Annotated in this window: 16 protein-coding genes and 1 tRNA gene; 4 read left to right on the forward strand and 13 right to left on the reverse strand. The window is 47.1% G+C overall.

Annotated elements, in window-relative coordinates; translation table 11 throughout:
- Window positions 1-15 precede the first annotated feature (15 nt).
- A complete protein-coding gene (locus MOX91_RS03350; RefSeq protein ID WP_370396663.1) occupies window positions 16-909 on the reverse strand; it encodes a PEP-CTERM sorting domain-containing protein in 894 nt (297 codons plus the stop codon).
- 196 nt (window positions 910-1105) lie between these two features.
- Here MOX91_RS03350 and MOX91_RS03355 point away from each other — a divergent pair, with 196 nt between their 5' ends.
- The 3 genes from MOX91_RS03355 (at window position 1106) to MOX91_RS03365 (ending at window position 3054) form a co-directional block, all read left to right on the forward strand.
- Window positions 1106-1777 (forward strand): hypothetical protein, encoded by a 672-nt coding sequence (locus MOX91_RS03355; RefSeq protein ID WP_370396664.1) that lies wholly within the window; start codon window positions 1106-1108, stop codon window positions 1775-1777.
- Window positions 1753-2895: an alanine racemase gene (gene alr, locus MOX91_RS03360; protein WP_370396665.1), complete on the forward strand. Its 1143-nt coding sequence runs from the start codon at window positions 1753-1755 to the stop codon at window positions 2893-2895. Before MOX91_RS03355 ends, alr begins: the two co-directional genes overlap by 25 nt.
- A gap of 87 nt (window positions 2896-2982) precedes the next feature.
- Window positions 2983-3054 (forward strand) — tRNA-Lys (locus MOX91_RS03365).
- A gap of 128 nt (window positions 3055-3182) precedes the next feature.
- On the opposite strand, the gene larB is transcribed toward MOX91_RS03365, so the two are convergent.
- From larB to bioB, 12 genes are all read right to left on the reverse strand, one after another.
- Window positions 3183-3932, reverse strand: coding sequence for a nickel pincer cofactor biosynthesis protein LarB (larB, locus tag MOX91_RS03370; protein ID WP_370396666.1), 750 nt, complete (start codon window positions 3930-3932; stop codon window positions 3183-3185).
- The gene (gene larE, locus MOX91_RS03375; RefSeq protein WP_370396667.1) at window positions 3919-4701 is read right to left on the reverse strand and encodes an ATP-dependent sacrificial sulfur transferase LarE; all 783 of its coding nucleotides are present in this window, start codon (window positions 4699-4701) and stop codon (window positions 3919-3921) included. The genes larB and larE overlap by 14 nt, the downstream gene beginning before the upstream one ends.
- Window positions 4685-5929: a nickel pincer cofactor biosynthesis protein LarC gene (gene larC / locus MOX91_RS03380; RefSeq protein ID WP_370396668.1), complete on the reverse strand. Its 1245-nt coding sequence runs from the start codon at window positions 5927-5929 to the stop codon at window positions 4685-4687. Before larC ends, larE begins: the two co-directional genes overlap by 17 nt.
- Window positions 5930-5937: 8 nt before the next feature.
- Window positions 5938-6636, reverse strand: a complete 699-nt coding sequence (locus MOX91_RS03385) for an energy-coupling factor ABC transporter ATP-binding protein (protein WP_370396669.1) — start codon at window positions 6634-6636, stop codon at window positions 5938-5940.
- Between the two features lie 8 nt (window positions 6637-6644).
- The gene (locus MOX91_RS03390; RefSeq protein WP_370396670.1) at window positions 6645-7436 is read right to left on the reverse strand and encodes an energy-coupling factor transporter transmembrane component T family protein; all 792 of its coding nucleotides are present in this window, start codon (window positions 7434-7436) and stop codon (window positions 6645-6647) included.
- Entirely contained in the window at window positions 7426-8406 is a 981-nt protein-coding gene (locus tag MOX91_RS03395; protein ID WP_370396671.1) for an energy-coupling factor ABC transporter permease, read from the reverse strand. The genes MOX91_RS03390 and MOX91_RS03395 overlap by 11 nt, the downstream gene beginning before the upstream one ends.
- Window positions 8407-8470: 64 nt before the next feature.
- A complete protein-coding gene (locus tag MOX91_RS03400) occupies window positions 8471-9043 on the reverse strand; it encodes a uracil-DNA glycosylase family protein (RefSeq protein WP_370396672.1) in 573 nt (190 codons plus the stop codon).
- A complete protein-coding gene (gene bioD, locus MOX91_RS03405; protein ID WP_370396673.1) occupies window positions 9040-9663 on the reverse strand; it encodes a dethiobiotin synthase in 624 nt (207 codons plus the stop codon). The genes MOX91_RS03400 and bioD overlap by 4 nt, the downstream gene beginning before the upstream one ends.
- 2 nt (window positions 9664-9665) lie before the next feature.
- A complete protein-coding gene (gene bioC, locus MOX91_RS03410; RefSeq protein WP_370396674.1) occupies window positions 9666-11075 on the reverse strand; it encodes a malonyl-ACP O-methyltransferase BioC in 1410 nt (469 codons plus the stop codon).
- The gene (locus MOX91_RS03415) at window positions 11072-12217 is read right to left on the reverse strand and encodes an aminotransferase class I/II-fold pyridoxal phosphate-dependent enzyme (RefSeq protein WP_370396675.1); all 1146 of its coding nucleotides are present in this window, start codon (window positions 12215-12217) and stop codon (window positions 11072-11074) included. The genes bioC and MOX91_RS03415 overlap by 4 nt, the downstream gene beginning before the upstream one ends.
- Entirely contained in the window at window positions 12210-13502 is a 1293-nt protein-coding gene (gene bioA, locus MOX91_RS03420; RefSeq protein ID WP_370396676.1) for an adenosylmethionine--8-amino-7-oxononanoate transaminase, read from the reverse strand. The genes MOX91_RS03415 and bioA overlap by 8 nt, the downstream gene beginning before the upstream one ends.
- Window positions 13480-14439, reverse strand: coding sequence for a biotin synthase BioB (gene bioB / locus MOX91_RS03425; protein ID WP_370396677.1), 960 nt, complete (start codon window positions 14437-14439; stop codon window positions 13480-13482). The genes bioA and bioB overlap by 23 nt, the downstream gene beginning before the upstream one ends.
- A 230-nt stretch (window positions 14440-14669) precedes the next feature.
- On the opposite strand from bioB, the gene MOX91_RS03430 reads away from it, so the two are divergent.
- Window positions 14670-16973 (forward strand): Orn/Lys/Arg family decarboxylase, encoded by a 2304-nt coding sequence (locus MOX91_RS03430; protein WP_370396678.1) that lies wholly within the window; start codon window positions 14670-14672, stop codon window positions 16971-16973.

The raw sequence follows: 16973 nt of genomic DNA on the forward strand, positions 1-16973 counted from the left end.
TGCTTTATGAAAAAATTACTTGCGTCTTTTGTAAGCAACGAAAGCCAATGCCAAAGCACCAAAAATTGCCGCGTATGTTGAAGGTTCCGGAACCGATGGATTAATATTCAACACTGCATACAAAGTGTTGTTATTTTTTGAATCGTTTGCCCATTCAAAGCCTTCAAATGAAACAAAATCTCCGAATACGCTATTGTCAGACAAAGTCGGCGCAAATTCAGAACCGCCAAGAGTTTTGTAGGTAACGCCAAACGAAACCAAAGCAACATAATACGTTCCACCTTCAATACCGGCATCAAATAAGTCTTGAAGCAGTATGTTTGAAAAATCCAAAACAAATTCGCCCTGCATCTGTTGAAATTCGCCCGTAGTGTAAAAAATTGCATTGTCATCCAAACCTGAGCTTTTTTGGGTAATCAAATTTGAAGCTGCAACATTGTAAGTTGCGGTTGTTCCCGACATCATCTGCAAGCGATTAGTTGAGTTTATGCTCTTTGCAACAGCGGCTTTAAATTTGCCAAATTCATCTATTCCACCAAAAATATAATCTCCGCAACCGTTTTGTTTTTGGTTTATTCGGGAAGATGTCACATAACTACCGCCCAAAAAAGTCAAATTGGTACCCGTTCCATCCAAGGTAAGTCCGGCAGAAGTCACCGACGCACCTTCCATAAAAACAATAGAAGCATTGGGCTTTACAAAAATAGACTTGACAGGATCAACCGCGCTGTCAATCGTTACAACAGTACCGGCACCAATATTTACGCCATCATCGGAAGTACTTGGAACAGTTCCCTGATTCCAAATGCCGGAATCAGACCAATTACCGCTCATTGTGGAAGCATTCCAAGCGGCAAAAAGCGGCATTGTTAAAATAATAGATATAAAAATAGCAGATATTTTTTTCATGATAATTTGAAACTTATAACCGGTTTTACAAAAGTCAATAGAATTTTAAGCTTTTACAGACAACATCTTATGATTTTATAGGCATTCTTTTTTCCGTATTTTAGTAAAACATGAAAGAATATGAATTAAAAGGAATATACTTTTATAAAAAAAGAATGGCAAACGCCAAAATTCGTGCTATGTTAAATTTGTTTTTATGGAAAAATTCGGCGAAAAATTTTTATCAAACGGCAATGTCCTTTTTATCGACACCGCTTCCGACAACATATCGGCATGCCTTGCCCAAAACGGCAAAATAATATGTTCGATGTCAAAACAAGGCGGCGCGCTCGAAAACATGTTCGGAATTTTAAACGAAATTTTCGCCGCCGCATCTTTGAATGCAAGAGATGTTTCAGCTTTTGGTTTTTGTCAAGGGGTAGGCTCCATTTTGGGCATAAGAACTGCGTCCGCCGCGCTTTCCACATTCCGCGCGGCAAACAAAAATTCAGTCTGCTTCGCATGGAATTTGCTTAAAACATACGCGCAAATTCTCAAAGCTTCGCGGAGCGAATTTGCAATCTTATGCCCTTCGCGCAAAAACTTCGCAAACCTCTTAGCCTTTGAAAACGGCAAAACAATCGAAAAAGAAATAGCATCATCTGAAATACAAGGCATAAAACTGCCGAAATATTTTGTCGAACAACGCAAGTCGGCGGACAAGAATTTTGAAAATCTTGAGCGCGTGTTTTTTAACGCAACCGAAATCGCAGAATTTTTGCTGAAAAACGAAGATTTCGCATATGTTTGCGAGCCTTCGGAAATTTTGGACGCCGCAGTTCTTGCCAAACGCGAATATGTAAAATGGAATTCCCCCGCACACAGTTGAGAGCGTCGATTGAAATCGACTTGTACGCGCTTGAACGCAATTTGGGCAGAATAAAAAATTTCCTGCCGTCCTCGCGCAGCTACATCGCGCTCGTTGCCGCCGACGCTTTCGGAATAGGCTTGGAAGCCGCGGTTGCAAGGCTCATGATTAGCGGAGCGGACGCATTCGCCGTCACAAACCTTTCGGAAGCCGTAAGGGTCAGAAAAGTGGGCGCAGGCTGGCCCGTAATAGTTTTAAGTGCGTCAATTCCGCAGGAAGAAGAGCAGTTCGTATTAAACGACATAACTCCGACGATATCGAGCCTTGAAGAAGCAAAAAGATTTGAAGCCGCCGCGAAAAAATTCGGAAAAACCGCAAGCGTGCATTTAAAACTGCCCTCGCAAAACAGTGAAATTTCAATCCCCGACAAAGACGAGGCGAAAAAAATTTTAGACTTTCTTTTAAACAGCCCAAATTTGAATTTGGAAGCATTCTGCGTTGCAGGAACAGGCACGGGCGCGCCCGAAGAAATGGAAATTCCCGACGCCGAATTTCTGAAATATTGCGCCGAAAAAACGGCGGTTTGCGGAAAGAAAATCTACGTCCACCATAGCGATGTCTTCAATCCGAAAATCCTGCCAAACTGTTTCCAGACAAGCTTGCGCGCGGGGCTTGTTTTATTCGGCATACGCCCCGAAAAAAATTCGATTTTAAGAGACTTTAACCCCGAACAAGTGCTATCTTTCAAGTCCGCGATAGCCCACATAAAAGAGCTGCCCAAAGACGCCTATGTCGGCTATTCCCACACTTACAAACTGAAAAAAGACTCAAAAATCGCGCTGGTCGCCGCAGGCTACGGGGACGGGCTTGCAAGAAGCCTTGGAAGCCGCGCAAACGTCATAGTCCGCGACACCCTGCTACCGATTATAGGCATTGTTTCAATGGACCAGGCGGCAATAGACGCCTCGGCCCTTCCCAATATACGCCTTTCCGACGAAGTAGTCATAATCGGCTCGACGCGCTCCCAAACAATTACAATAGAAGACTACTGCAAGACAATAAACATAACCCCCGCGGAAGCATTGACCGCAATCACACAGCGGGTTGTGCGCTTTTATACGGCAGGAACAATAAAATAAAACTGCGAGACAAAATATTTTTTGATTTTTTAAAAATTTTTCTTGCAAAACAAAATCAATATAGTAATTTCATAAGCTTTATTTAACGGACCAGTAGCTCAATGGTAGAGCAGCAGCCTTTTAAGCCGTTGGTTCCGGGTTCAAGTCCCGGCTGGTCCACAAAATAAAAACGCCGCCGACAAGGCGGTTTTTTTTTGCGCCATTAAAAGAATGGTAAAACCGTAAGCTGATTAGAGATATCGTCAAATACAAGTTTTTAAGGCAAAGGCTGATTTGCCTCCGTTTTTTTACAAGCGGGATTTTCCCGCAATCAAGCAGGCGTTGTAAGCCGCGCCGAATCCGTTATCGATGTTTACGACGCTCACCCCGTTTGCGCATGAATTCATCATTGAAAGCAAGGCGGCAATCCCGCCGAAGCTTGCACCGTAGCCCACGCTTGTGGGGACGGCAATTACCGGCTCTTTAACAAGACCCGCAAGCACGCTTGCAAGCGCGCCTTCCATTCCCGCAACCGCAATGACAACCTGCGCTTCCCTAATTCTGCCTATGTTTTCAAGCAACCTGTGAAGCCCCGCGACGCCGCAATCGTAAAAGCATTCTGCATTCACTCCCAAAAATTCGAGGGTAGCTTTCGCCTCTTCCGCAACGGGCATATCGGAAGTGCCCGCCGAAACTATCGCCACAAATCCTTCCGAAGATTCCCTGTTTTCAGCCCCGACGGAAAAAGTGCGCGCAATGAGGTTTGCCCTGCCCTGCGGAAACTTGGATTCAAGAAGCTCCATCGCGTCCGAACTCAGGCGCGTAGCAAGCACGGGAGAGCCTTCCGAAACGATTGCCTCCATTATTTCCAAAATTTGGGCGGGCGTTTTTCCCGCGCCGTAAACGACTTCGCCGACGCCCGTTCTACCTCTGCGCGAGCGGTCGATTTTGGTATGCCCCAAATCCATCGTCTGCGCGTCCGAAATCAGTTTCAGTGCCTCTTTTTCCGAGAGCTTGCCCGCCTTGAAATCCGACAAAACATCTTCAATCTTTTTCATTCATTGCTCCTTGCCTGTATCCATTTAAATCGAGCGAAACATATTTAAACCCCAAGCCCGACATCTTCCTGCAAATTTCCTCGCGCTTTTGCATGAACTCTCCGAACTTGTCCCGCGCGATTTCAATGCGTGCCAAGTTTGAATGCACCCTTACCCTGACCTGCAAAAAACCCAAGTCCTGCAAAAACTCCTCCGCGCAATCGACGCGCCTTAACATCTCTTCCGAAACTTCCCTTCCGTGTTCAAAGCGCGTCAAAAGGCAGGCGTAGGCGGGCTTTTCGGAAACTTCCAAACCGTATGATTTTGCAAGGTCTCGTATTTCATCTTTTGTGATTGCGCACTCCAAAAAAGGGCTTGCCACTCCAAGCTCACGCAAAGCCCTCATTCCGGGGCGGAAGTCTTTGGTGTCGTCAAGATTGGTGCCGTCTGCAAGGATTTCAAAGCCGTTTTCAGCCGCAATTTTTTTAAGTTTTTCAAAGAGAAATTTTTTGCAGACATAACACCTGTCTTTCGGATTTTTCAGGATTTCGCAGTCCACCCCGATTTCGATTTTAAGAAATTTCACACCAAAGCGCGCGGCAAGCTTTTCGGCATAAGAGGTTTCTCTTGCCATCATGTAGGGAGTATGGGCGGTGATTGCCAAGCAGTTTTCGCGCCCTAAAAAATCCGCGCAAAACGCAAGCAATGCGGAGCTGTCAACCCCGCCCGAAAGCGCGACTGCAACGCGCTTGCTTTTTAAATGCGAGCGCAATTTATCTCGAAAGTTCATCTCTTATTTTTTGCAAAACCTCACTGATTGAAATTGATTTTTCGTTTGCCAACCTTTTCAAATCCTCAAATTCAAATTTCTTTTTTTGGGAATTTTTAAAAGCGGAAATCTTGCAGCGGACTTCGCCAAGCGAAGTTTCAACTTTCGACGTTTCGCGCTCCAAAGACTCGCGCAAGACTTCGCTTTGGCGCAGCCCTATCGTAGATGAGTATTTAAAAAAGCAGTCTTTTATTTCGCGCAAACTTTCCGACTTTGCGAGCGCGCAAACTTTCACTGCCAAGCGGTTCTTCTTCATGACAATGCTTTCCTGCCAGACGTCGCAAGCGTTCGCCTCGAAAAGCTTTTCGGTTAAATATGAAATTTCTTCGGGCGACATGTCGTCTATGTTCGCGGAAATTTCATACATCTTTTCGGATTTGTTTTCATCTGAATTTTCTTTGCTTTCAATCAGCATTACACGCAGAACGTTTGCAAGCCCTTCAACATTTCTATGCCCTACGCCTACGCCGCACTTTAAAATTTTGCCTTCGATTTTCGGCTCAAATTCGGAACATAGCGCGGCAAGGATGGCGACGCCCGTCGGGGTTGCGCACTCGCACTCTGCCGCGCCAATAGAAGAGGGCAGGTTCTTTGCAAGAAGAGCGGTGGCGGGAGCCGGAACAGGCATAATGCCGTGCGCGCACTTGACCGTTCCGCCGCCAAGCTCCACTTTCGACGAAGTGAATTTTTCAATGCCCAAAAGTTCGACGCAAACCGCCGCCCCCACAATGTCGATTATGGAATCAACTGCCCCGACTTCATGAAAGCAAACATCGCCGACTTCTCTGCCATGTATTTCAGCTTCAGCGCGCGCGATTTTTTCAAATATCTTAATCGACATTTCCTTCACGTTTGAAGACAAATCGGAATTTTCTATCATCGCCTTTATGTCGGAGTAATGGCGGTGGTGATGATGGTGTTCGCGGCAATGCCCCTCGTGATGTTCTTCGTGATGATGATGCTTCTCATTGTGGTGCGAATGCTCTTCCAAATCTTCGCACACCACTTCGACGCGCGTCCCGAATATTCCCCCGCGCGAGTCCTTGAAAGTTTGGATTTCCCAACCGTCCAAATGTAGCTTATTTAACTCTTTTATAAGCTCATTTTTATCGACGCCCAAATCGAGCATCGCCGCCAAATTCATGTCTCCGCTGATTCCCGCGGCACAGTTGTAATGCAATATTTTCATAAATTTACCTATAATAAAGAACAGTTAAAAAGCAGCTTTTCATCCGACAAAATTTCAGAGGCGTTCCCGAATTTAACAAGGCGTGAATTGTCTAAAACCGCCGCTTTTTCGCAGACGCTTCCCGCCACTTTCAAGTCGTGGGTCGCAATGATTTTCGTCCCTTTCAAAGACTTCAAAAGTTCGCATAAAAGCCGCGTCGAACGCGCGTCAAGCTGGGAAGTCGGCTCGTCGAAAAGCAAAATTTTCGGCTTCATCGCAAGAATGCAGGCAATCGCCGCCCTCTTTTTTTCGCCTTCCGAAAGCCGCGACGGGGAGCGATTGGCAAGATGCGATATGTTTAAGCTTGCCATTGTTTCGCCTGCAATTTCCATTGATTTTTGGAAATCAAAGCCCATGTTTCTAAGCCCGAAAACAACGTCCTCTTCAACGGTCAAAGAGAAAAGCTGGTCGTCTGAATTTTGAAAAACAAAGCCGATGTCGGAGCGGATTTTTCGCAAATTTTTGCGCTCTAAAAGCGTGCCGTTTATTTCGACAGACCCGCTTGAAATTTTGCAAAGCCCCGCAAGCGTTTTTAAAAGCGTCGATTTGCCCGCCCCGTTTGCACCGAGGAGCGCGACGCTTTCGCCTTCTTTTATTTCAAGAGAAACGTCCTTTAAGGCGCAATTTCCTCCGCCATACTCAACGCTCAAATTTTCTATTTTTACCATTGCTCCCCTTAAAAAATCCAATCCGAAAACCTCAAAAAAAAGCAGAAAAAAGCAAAGCAAACAAGAGCCGCTATTTCCGCAAAACTCTCTTTCGACTTGTAAAACTCCATTGTCTTTCGGGCGCAAAATCCCCTGCAAAGCATTGCTGAATAAATATTTTCAGCCCTGTCCAAACTCCGCAAAAAAAGACGCGCCGCAATCTTGTGCCAGTCGGAAAATTTAATCCCTTTCAAATTCGGAGCGCGCAAAGAATAAGCGCAGTGCATGCGCCCTGCTTCGTCGAGCATAACTTCCAAATAGCGCAAAGTGAGCACCGTCTGCAAAACCAAAACGCATGGCAGCTTAAACCTGCGAAGCCCGCCCGCAATGGCGTTTATGGGCGTTGTAAGAACCAAAAAAAGTGCGGCTCCCACGCACAACACCGCCTTGCATAAAAGCGTGAAAAACGAAACCGCCCCTCCGCGGGCTTCAAAACCAAACGGAAGCGCAACCGCGGAGTTGTCGAAAATCAAATTTGAAATTCCCGTAAAAAGCACAAACGGCAAAACAATCAAAAGCCTGTTAAAAAATATTTTTGCGGGCGGGCGAACCGCAATCCACAACATGGCGGGAAATGCGAAAAAAAGCAGAACCCTCAAATCGTAAACGCCGAAAGAGACGACGCACAAAATAAAAACAAAACTTGCGAGAATTTTTACAGACGCGCCAATCGAGGCAAAACGGGAGTCGGAAGCGGAAAAAGTTTCCAGCTCCCGCATTGAGGCAATCGAAAAAGCGATGCTGTCCGCGCTATCTTTCACAATGCCTTTTTCTTAAAAAATTCGCGTACAAAACAATGAAAAGCGCGACAATCAAAACGCCCGCAATCCCCGCAATTACACTGCTTGCCGTGCCGCCCAAGCCCTGCACGGCATAATCTGCGAACACCGAAAGCTTTGTCTGGATTAAAGAAAACGCTTCGTAAATTTTTCCGCCCGCGCTCAACTCTTCGCCTTTCGTGATTTTTCCAATCGACCATTCCAAACCGTCCGGATATTCGGAAGCCAATAGGGATATTGCGCCCGCAATCACAAATGACGCCAATGCCAAATATCCGCAGACTGCTTTAAAGGAAAGAGACCTGCCCGAATTTTCGGCGTTGAAAAGCTCGGGGCGAGCCTCTTTCAAGAACAAAATAAGCATAGCCGTAAGGACACCCTCAACCGCGCCTATCGCAAAATGGATTGGAAGCATAAGACCGGCGAAAACGCCAAACGGAAGCTCCGTTACGCCCGAACACAGCGTCTCCAAAACAACGCAAAAAGAGCCGAACTGCAAGCCGACTATCGAAGATGCAACCGAAGCCAAAACAATTCTTTTTCTGCTCGAAAAATCTTTTGCTATCGGCAAGAAAACCAAGGGGTATGCGATAAAGCACGTCCAAAATCCCATGTTGAAAATGTTTGCGCCAAGCGCGAGCAGCCCGCCGTCGGCAAAAAACAGGGCCTGAATAATCAAGACCGCGCTAATCACCAAAAAGGCGGGATAAGAGCCGAGAAGAGCTGCAAGCATCATGCCGCCTCCTATATGCCCGCTCGACCCCGTTGCAGGAATTGTGAAATTTATCATCTGCATTGCGAAAACAAACGCGCCCATCACTCCCATGAGGGGAATTTTGGAATTGTCGAAATTTTCCCTGACCTTGCGCGCGCTGATTCCAATTAAAACCGCGCTCGTTGCCAACATCGCCCCTCCGACTGCGGGAGATACCAAAGCGTCCGCCATGTGCATAATAAAAAATCCTTTCTTTTTTCTTCCACTTTTAAATTACCGCAAGAATTGGGCAAGCATTTTTTTACAATATGCCGATAGCGCAAAACATCGCCTTGTAAAACTGCGCCTTGCGCTCAAGAGCCATCGGATATGCCCGCGAAGAAGACGGCATTCTGAAAATCCTAAAGCTCCTTCCGAAAGCGGAAAACTCCGCGCTTTCGCCGATTTTCAAATCCGACGGCGGAATTGTCTTAAAAACTGTTTCGAGAGACTTTTGCCCCGTAGCGGCAAGCGTCAAACATTCGGGCATGGATTTAAGCGCAGACAAAAAGTCAAAATTTTCCAAAACTTCCAAATGGGCGTCGCTTGCGTTGCCTTTTTTGCGGAAGACCGCCTTTGCGCTGTCGGCGACAGCTATTCCCTTTTCCTCCAAAAAACGCTTTATTGCCGTTTCCTTGTATTTTTTAAGGCTTTCATCCGCGAAGAAATTTTTGTCGCCAAAAAACACAAGCCCGAAAATCCGCCACATGTCGTTTTGCCAGTTCGGATAATAAAAATTCATCGACCATTTTTCCATCTTGGGCGGAAACGAACCGAGCATGAGAAGCTTTGCGCCGCACGGCAAAAACGGTTTTAGCGGATGCCCTTCTTTCATATTTCCAAAAACTCGCAATTCGGAAAATTCTTCGCGACGTATTTTTTCAGGTACGAACAAGTTTCCGCCGAGATCCTCGCGTCCTCTTCGGGATAGTTGTTAAATACGACTTTTGCGACGTTTATGCCCCTTTTTTGGCAGACTTCGAGGCTTAAAAGCGAATGGTTTATCGACCCAAGCTTCGCACTGCAAACCAATATGAGCGGCAGGTTTTCCCTTGCGATATAGTCAATCGTCAAAAAATTTTCGCTTACAGGAACCATCAGCCCGCCCGCGCCCTCGATAAAGACAGTGTCAAACTTATCCGCGAGGATTTTTGTGGCTGATGATATTTTTTTGACGTCTATTTCCGTGTTTTCCATTCTCGACGCCAAATGCGCAGATGCGGGAAACTTGAAGACATAGGGGCAAGTCGTGCCGTCTTTGTCTTCGGGAAGAAGGGAAATTCCCATGGCTTTTCGATGGGCTTCGATGTCTTCCGAAATTCCCTCGCAGCCTGTTTGCACAAATTTCTGCGTTATGACACTTTTCCCTTTTTCAAGCTCGCGGCGAGCCAAAACGCCCGTTACAAAAGTCTTTCCGCAAGAAGTGTCTATTCCGCTCACAAAGTAAACTGCCATGTTCAGCCTTCCTTTTTTCCAATGAATTTTGATATGAAATACGCGGGGCGGTAGGTCAAAACCACGCCTTTTTCGGACGGGAAGAAATCCAAGTACTGCCTCGAAAAAATCTTCATTTTTGACGGCGTCCAAAACTCCGAAAAAGTGCCGGTAACTCCCGTGTCGCGCAAATGCTTCAAAACGTCAATGGGCTTTTCAAATTCAAGCTTCACGGTCTCCGCCTCCGCGCACAAAAGCTCAAAGCCGGCGCGCTTTAACATAGCCTCAATGCCGACAATGCCTACATAGTTCAGCCCCTTGCCCGTCAATGCGCGGATTTCCCTGAAATTGTCGGGAAGAAAAGTCGAAAACGCCATAATGGAATCTTTTGAGGAACTCCGCGCAAGCTTTTCGATAAAATCGCCGAGGGACTCGAACCACTGAAAGCATGAAGAAGACACAATCAAGTCTATGTCTTGCGGCAGTTCCTGAATTTGGGCATCTCCCGCGATAAACGTCGGCGGCGTTTCAAAAATTCCGCGCACATAGTCGAAGCTGCGTTCGCTCAAATCGTTCAAAAACCAGCGCGCATTTTTGATTTCCGAAGCCAAAATTTCAGTGAGAAAGCCCGTGCCTGCCCCTATTTCCAAAACCCTTTTCACTTCGCTTGGATTTATGCGCTTTAAAGTGAGCTGGGCAAGGCGGGAAGCTATGCGCTTTTGCACGAGAGCCGTCTTCTCGTATCTGGCAAACGACTTTTCAAAGCTCCTGCCAACTTCCTGCGCGTCGGCGAATAGCTTTTCAATCCCGCTATTAAAAAGCGACAGCGGGAAGTGCTCGCCCGAAACGATTTCAAGCTTTTCGCCCCAAGCGTTTTTCATGTTTGAAAGCGGAAAAATTTTGTCGTTTTTGGCGGCGATTGCGCGCGTCCAATTTTCAGGATTTGCCTTGAACGTCTTAAACGCGCAAGCCAGATTTTGAAGCTCTTTTTTCAAATCCGCACAAGAGCGTTTTGAAAACATTTCCTTGCAGGTTTTAAAGTTCGCCGCCCCAAAAACCCTAAGCAAAAATTTTTCGTAAACAGGCTCTGAAAAGTTTTGAAGAGTGCCCGAAAAAATTTGCGAAGGTATCCCGAAATTGTCGTCAACGGGGCTTGTGGAACCGCACAGCGCAATGCGCACATCGGCTTTCGGCAAACGGCTTTCCAAGAAATCCGCAACCCAGACCCCGAACGACCACGCAACTACGCTCACTTTTGAATATTCAAATATTTCATTCGGAATCTCCGCGCAAAAATCCGAATAATCGCTAAACATCAGCACGTCGTTTTCGCCAAAATCGAAATTTTCAAGCAGGTTTTCGCCGCTTGCAAAACCGCCGAAAAACAAAATCAAACTATCCGAGCTTTCCTTTTTTATCCAAGAAATTTTCATAAAATAGAAATTTTATCGTTAAACAGCTCCGCGCAAAAATCCACGTCTTTTTCGGAGAGGCTTGCCGAAAGCGAAAATCTTATCCTCGCCGAATTTTTCGCAACAGTCGGATAGCGCACGGCGGACGCCCAGACGCCGCCCTCCGCCAAAAGCTTGGAAAGAGCGACACACTTGCCCGCGTCTTTCACGACCGCGGCGACAATTTGGCTTTCTCCCAATATTTCCGCGTTTTTAAGCGAATTTCTGAATTTTTGAGAGATGGATTTCAAGTGCTTTCTTTCAAAATTCATCGAGCGCATTTTTTTAAAAGAAAGAAGCGTCCACATAACGTTTATGGGAGGCATTGCGGTTGTGAAGATGAGAGAACGCGCCTTGTTTACAAGCATTTCCCTCGCCTCTTCGGAGCATATTAAAAACGCGCCCTCGCTTGCCAACGCCTTGCCGAGAGTGCACATTATAAAATCTACGTCTTGAAGAACTCCGCGCTCCTCGCACAGCCCCAACCCGCCATCTCCGAATACGCCGAAGCCGTGCGCCTCGTCAACATACAAAAACGCGCCGTATTTGTTTTTGATTTCGACAAGCTCGCGAAGCGGAGCAAAGTCGCCGTCCATGCTGAAAACACTTTCGGTGACAATGAATACGCGCCTGAAATTCGAGCGGTGCGCTTCAAGCAAAGACTTCAAATGCCCAATGTCGTTGTGGGAAAAACGCATCCACTTTGCGTCTGAAAGCTTCAAGCAGTCAATAATGCTCGCGTGGACAAGCTTGTCTGCAAGAATTAAATCCCTGCCCGAAACAAGGGCGGGGATAATTCCCGTATTTGCGTGATAGCCGCTGTTAAAGAAAAGGCAGGGTCTGCCAAACGCTTTTGAAATTTCGCCCTCCGCCTCTTCAAAAGCCTTAAAAGAGCCTACCAAAAGTCGCGAAGAAGTTGACCCCATCAAAAAATCCGTCTCTTCCGAAGCCTTGCGCAAAAATTCATGCTGCATTTCGATAGAAGAGGCAATTCCCAAATAGTCGTTCGAAGAGAAATTCAAATATTCCCTGCCGCCGCCAAACACCTTTTCGCCGCGAACGGCAAAAGTATTGAATTTGCGGTAAAGCCCCTGCGCCTTTATTTCTTCAAGCTCCTCAAACATTTTTTGAAATCTCCTTTAAAACAGAAACCAAAACGGAGGAAAGCTTCCGCAAATCTTCGTCGGATATGACAATCGGGGGCATCAGGTAAACGAGCCTGCCGAAGGGTCTTATCCAAACCCCGCGCCCTACAAACATTTCCTGAATTTTTTCGACATCGACGCTTTCGCGCATTTCAACCACGCCTATCGCGCCAAGAACCCTGACGTCTTCAACGCCGCCGATTTCCCTTGCGCTTTCAAGTTCTGCTTTAAGTATTTTTTCAATCTGCAAAACCCTTTTAAGATAGCCGTCTCTAACGCAAATATCAAGGCTCGCATTCGCGGCGGCGCAGGCGAGGGGATTTGCCATGAAAGTCGGACCGTGCATGAAAACTCCCGCTTCGCCTTCCGATATGGAAATGGCTACATCCCTGCTTGCCAAAACTGCGGCAAAGCTCAAATATCCGCCCGTAATGGCTTTCCCGACACACATAATGTCGGGAGCTATGCCCGCGTGCTCGCAGGCGAACATCTTGCCCGTTCTGCCAAAACCCGTGGCGATTTCGTCGCATATGAGCAAAATCCCGCATTCGTCGCAAATTTTCCTTGCGCCCTTTAAAAATTCGGGATGGTAAAAGCGCATTGCCCCCGCGCCCTGCACTATCGGCTCCAAAATCAAAGCCGCGATTTCATCTCTTCTTTTGCGCAAAGTGTCGCGAAGCTCTGCAAGGTCGGAGTCGTCCCAAACTCCGCCGAAGGGAATTTTCGGAGAGTGGGTGAAAATTTGGGCAGTTAGCGCGCCCGAAAATATTTTGTGCATTCCCGTTATCGGGTCGCAAACCGACATAGCGTTCCAAGTGTCGCCATGATAGCCAAGGCGGATTGTGGCAAACTTTGTCTTCGACGCCCTCCCTTTTGAGTTCCAATATTGAAGCGCCATCTTCATTGCGACTTCCACGGCAACTGAGCCGCTGTCGCAGAAAAACACATGCTTCAAGTTTTGCGGGGCGATTTTCAAAAGCTTTTCGGCAAGAATGACGGCGGGTTCGTGCGTAAGCCCCCCAAACATCACATGGCTCATTTTTTTAAGCTGGGCGGAAATTGCGGCGTTTATTTCGGGATTGTTGTAGCCATGCACAACCGCCCACCAAGAGGACATGCCGTCAATCAATTCCCTGCCGTCCAAAAGCTTTATGCGCGCGCCGTTTGCCGACTCAACGGCATACGCCTTCAAGGGTTTTAATGCGGAAGTGTACGGGTGCCAGATATGCTCCCTGTCAAATTCAAGAAGTTCGTTTAAAGTCATAGCCAAGATTTTCAAACATCGCAAAGTCGTCGGAAAGTTTTGCGCCGACGGTTGTGAGCATGTCGCCGACTATCGCCGCGCTGACTCCGCTTTTTAAAAGCATTTTTTGAAGAGCGCCTATAAGAATTCTGCCCCCCGCAAACCTGATGTGGGCGGTCGGATTTACGAGCCTGAACATCGCAAACGCCCTCAAAATTTCGTCGTCTGAAAGCCTCTTTGAATTTTCAAGGGGAGTTCCCTTTATGGGGTTTAATATGTTTACGGGAATAGACATAGAGCCGATTTCCCTAAGCTTCACAGCAAGCTCGATGCGCTGGCGGCTGCTTTCGCCCATGCCGATTATTCCGCCTGAACAAATTTCAAGCCCGACTTCTTTTGCCCAATTTATGGTCTTTATTTTGTCGTCAATAGTATGCGTTGAGCAAAGGCTTGGGAAATAAGACGGCGCGGTTTCCAAATTGCAATGGTAGCGGGTCATTCCCGCGTCAAATAGAGTTTTAAGCTGGGGTTTTGAAAGAAGCCCCAAAGAGCCGCACAGCTTTAAGCCCGTCTCCGAGCGCATTTTTATCATTGCCTCTGCAATTTCTTGCACTTCCGCATCAGTGAGAGCTCTTCCCGAAGTTACAATGCTAAAACGCGCAATTCCCGCCGCGTCCGAAGATTTTGCGACGTCCAAAAGTTTTTGGCGGCCGAGCAAAGGATAGACTTCCGCGCCTGTTTTGTTGTGGGCGGACTGGGCGCACCATTTGCAATTTTCGGGGCATCTGCCCGACCTCGCATTCACGATGGAGCAGGTTTCTATTTTGTTTTGAAAAAAATGCCTGCGGACGGCGTCCGCCATTTCGCACATTTCCAAAACGCCGCAAGAATTTGAAAAATCCTCAGCCTCTTCAATGCCCAAACGATAGCCGTTTATAATTTTTAAAGCCAAATCCATAAAAAAGCTCCAATATATAACATAGCAATATAATACCATTGTTTTTACAAGCATTTTCGCTCAAAAATTTCTTTTGGAAATTTTTAAATTTGCTTGATAAATCCGTCAAAAATACCAATCTCATAAATCTATTTTTCAAGTGCGGAATAAAATCGGCGGTTTTACATTGTTTTCGAGGTTCGCAAGCTTCGCACTTTCACGCAAAAAAGCCCATCAAAAAAACCTTAACAATGAAAATATCAAAAGAATCTTGGCCGATTTTGATAGTGTCGAACCAATTTGACACAAGAAACGACGAAAGCTTCCGCCTGCGCGAACTGGCGCACGAACTCGAAACGGAGCACGGCTGTAAAATAGTGCCGTGCCTCTCTTACGAAGACGCTATCGAGCTTCTTTTAAGCAGGACGGATTTCGGCGCGCTTGTCATTGACTGGGACATAAACCGTACAAACCCCGCCGCAAAGCACAGCCCCGCTTCCGTACTAAGCGCAATAAGAAAGCGCAACCCGAAAATCCCCGTATTTCTTTTGACCGACTGGCTCGAAGCAAGCGACATTCCCCTCGAAGTCATAAACCAGCTCACGGGCTGTCTTTGGAAGACCTCCGACACAATAGAATTTCTGGCGGGCAGAATAGAGCGACATCTCGTAAAGTACGTAAAGGGCTTGTATCCGCCGTTTTTCGGAAAGCTCATAGACTATTCGGAAGAGTACAAATACGCATGGCACACCCCGGGGCACATGGGCGGGACGGGATTTTTGCGGAACCCTTCGGGCGTCGCGCTCTTTAAGTTTTTCGGCGAAAACATTTTCAGAAGCGACCTTTCGATTTCCGCACCCGAACTCGGCTCTCTCCTCGACCACAGCGGGGTTACGGGAGATGCCGAAAGAAATTCCGCAAGAGTGTTCGGGGCAGACTTGACATACTACGTCCTAAACGGAACTTCAAACGTAAACCAGATAATATGGCGGAGCATCGCTCTGCCCGACGACGTCGTGTTTGTTGACCGCAACTGCCACAAGTCGCTAAACTATGCGATGGTAAACGCCGACGCCTACCCGATTTACATGAAGCCGCGCAGAAACCGCTGGGGAATAATGGGTCCCGTAAAGCTTTCGGAGCTTTCGGAAAAATCCGTCGCGCAAAAAATAAAAAAGAGCAAAATCATTCCTGCCGACCTGCGCCCCAAGACGCTTAAAATCGCCGCAATAACAAATTCGACATACGACGGCGTCTGCTACAACGTAAAAAAATTGAAGCGCGCCCTCGAACCCATTTCCGACAACCTTCATTTTGACGAAGCCTGGTACGCCTACGCAAAATTTTATCCGATTTACGACGGATTTTTTGGCATGACCCAAGACGAAACCACGCCAACTACTCCGCCGATATATGTAGCCCAATCGACCCACAAACTTTTGACAGCGTTTTCGCAGGCGTCGATGCTGCACGTCAAAAACGGCGGAAGCCGAAAAATCAACCCCGACGAGCTGAACGAGGCATACATGATGCACGCCTCGACATCCCCGCAATACAATATGATTGCCTCTTTGGACGTGGCGACCCAAATGATGGAAGACAGCGGGGAAAGCATGTGGAAAGACGTCATAATGATGGCGATAGGGCTTCGCAAAACAGTGGCAAAAATAGCGGCGGAACTGAAATCCCGCAACCCGAACGACTGGTTCTTTGAAATATGGCAACCGAGAAAGGTAAAGGTTGACAAGGAAATACTTAACTTCGAGAACGTACCGACGCAATACCTCGCCACCTCGCAAAGCGCGTGGATTTTAAATTCCTGCGACGATTGGCACGGCTTTGAGGAAATCGAAGACGGCTATGCAATGCTTGACCCGATTAAGCTTACATTCATAACGCCCGGCATAAATCCCGACGGTTCCCTTTCCGAAATGGGCATTCCCGCGGCAGTAGTCACAAACTACCTGCTTGAAGAGGGCATAGTATGCGAAAAGACCGACTATTATTCGTTCCTTCTCTTAAATTCGCTCGGCACAAACCGCGCAAAACAGGAAACCCTGCTTTCCGCCCTGCTTCACTTCAAAAATTTGTACGACGCCAACGCGCCAATGGAAGAGGCAATGCCGGCATTCACACAGAAAAATCCGAAATACAAGGGTATCGGGCTGAAAGACCACTGCCGCGCAATGCACGAATTCATAAAAGAGCGAAAAATGTTAGAGCTTATGCACAAGTCTTTCGACCTATTGCCCGACCAGGCGATGAAGCCGACCCAAGCCTACCGCAATGTGGTTAAAAAGAATGTCGAACTTGTTGAATTAAAAGACATGTTCGGCAGAATTCCCGCCGTAATGATAGTCCCCTATCCCCCCGGCATTCCGATGCTTATGGGTGGAGAAGTCCTGAACAAAAAGTCAAAAGCGGTTTTCGACTATCTCAAAGCGCGCGAAAGCTTTGAAAACAAATTCTGCGGCTACGAAAGCGAAATCCACGGCATCGAAAAAATCGAGCGCGACGGGAAAATCCGCTTCTGCACCATGTGCATAAAGCAGTAA

This window comes from Intestinicryptomonas porci (genome assembly GCF_033971905.1).
In the GTDB taxonomy this organism is placed as follows: domain Bacteria; phylum Verrucomicrobiota; class Verrucomicrobiia; order Opitutales; family Intestinicryptomonadaceae; genus Intestinicryptomonas; species Intestinicryptomonas porci.

Bases quoted from the DNA above. Each gene is read 5' to 3' on its own strand.
- MOX91_RS03400 (WP_370396672.1), bottom strand. From the start codon at position 9,043: ATGAAAGAAGGGCATCCGCTAAAACCGTTTTTGCCGTGCGGCGCAAAG.
- MOX91_RS03385 (WP_370396669.1), bottom strand. From the start codon at position 6,636: ATGGTAAAAATAGAAAATTTGAGCGTTGAGTATGGCGGAGGAAATTGC.
- MOX91_RS03395 (WP_370396671.1), bottom strand. From the start codon at position 8,406: ATGCACATGGCGGACGCTTTGGTATCTCCCGCAGTCGGAGGGGCGATG.
- larB (WP_370396666.1), bottom strand. From the start codon at position 3,932: ATGAAAAAGATTGAAGATGTTTTGTCGGATTTCAAGGCGGGCAAGCTC.
- MOX91_RS03355 (WP_370396664.1), top strand. From the start codon at position 1,106: ATGGAAAAATTCGGCGAAAAATTTTTATCAAACGGCAATGTCCTTTTT.
- bioC (WP_370396674.1), bottom strand. From the start codon at position 11,075: ATGAAAATTTCTTGGATAAAAAAGGAAAGCTCGGATAGTTTGATTTTG.
- bioB (WP_370396677.1), bottom strand. From the start codon at position 14,439: ATGGATTTGGCTTTAAAAATTATAAACGGCTATCGTTTGGGCATTGAA.
- MOX91_RS03350 (WP_370396663.1), bottom strand. From the start codon at position 909: ATGAAAAAAATATCTGCTATTTTTATATCTATTATTTTAACAATGCCG.
- larE (WP_370396667.1), bottom strand. From the start codon at position 4,701: ATGAACTTTCGAGATAAATTGCGCTCGCATTTAAAAAGCAAGCGCGTT.
- bioA (WP_370396676.1), bottom strand. From the start codon at position 13,502: ATGACTTTAAACGAACTTCTTGAATTTGACAGGGAGCATATCTGGCAC.
- larC (WP_370396668.1), bottom strand. From the start codon at position 5,929: ATGAAAATATTGCATTACAACTGTGCCGCGGGAATCAGCGGAGACATG.
- MOX91_RS03430 (WP_370396678.1), top strand. From the start codon at position 14,670: ATGAAAATATCAAAAGAATCTTGGCCGATTTTGATAGTGTCGAACCAA.
- alr (WP_370396665.1), top strand. From the start codon at position 1,753: ATGGAATTCCCCCGCACACAGTTGAGAGCGTCGATTGAAATCGACTTG.
- MOX91_RS03415 (WP_370396675.1), bottom strand. From the start codon at position 12,217: ATGTTTGAGGAGCTTGAAGAAATAAAGGCGCAGGGGCTTTACCGCAAA.
- bioD (WP_370396673.1), bottom strand. From the start codon at position 9,663: ATGGCAGTTTACTTTGTGAGCGGAATAGACACTTCTTGCGGAAAGACT.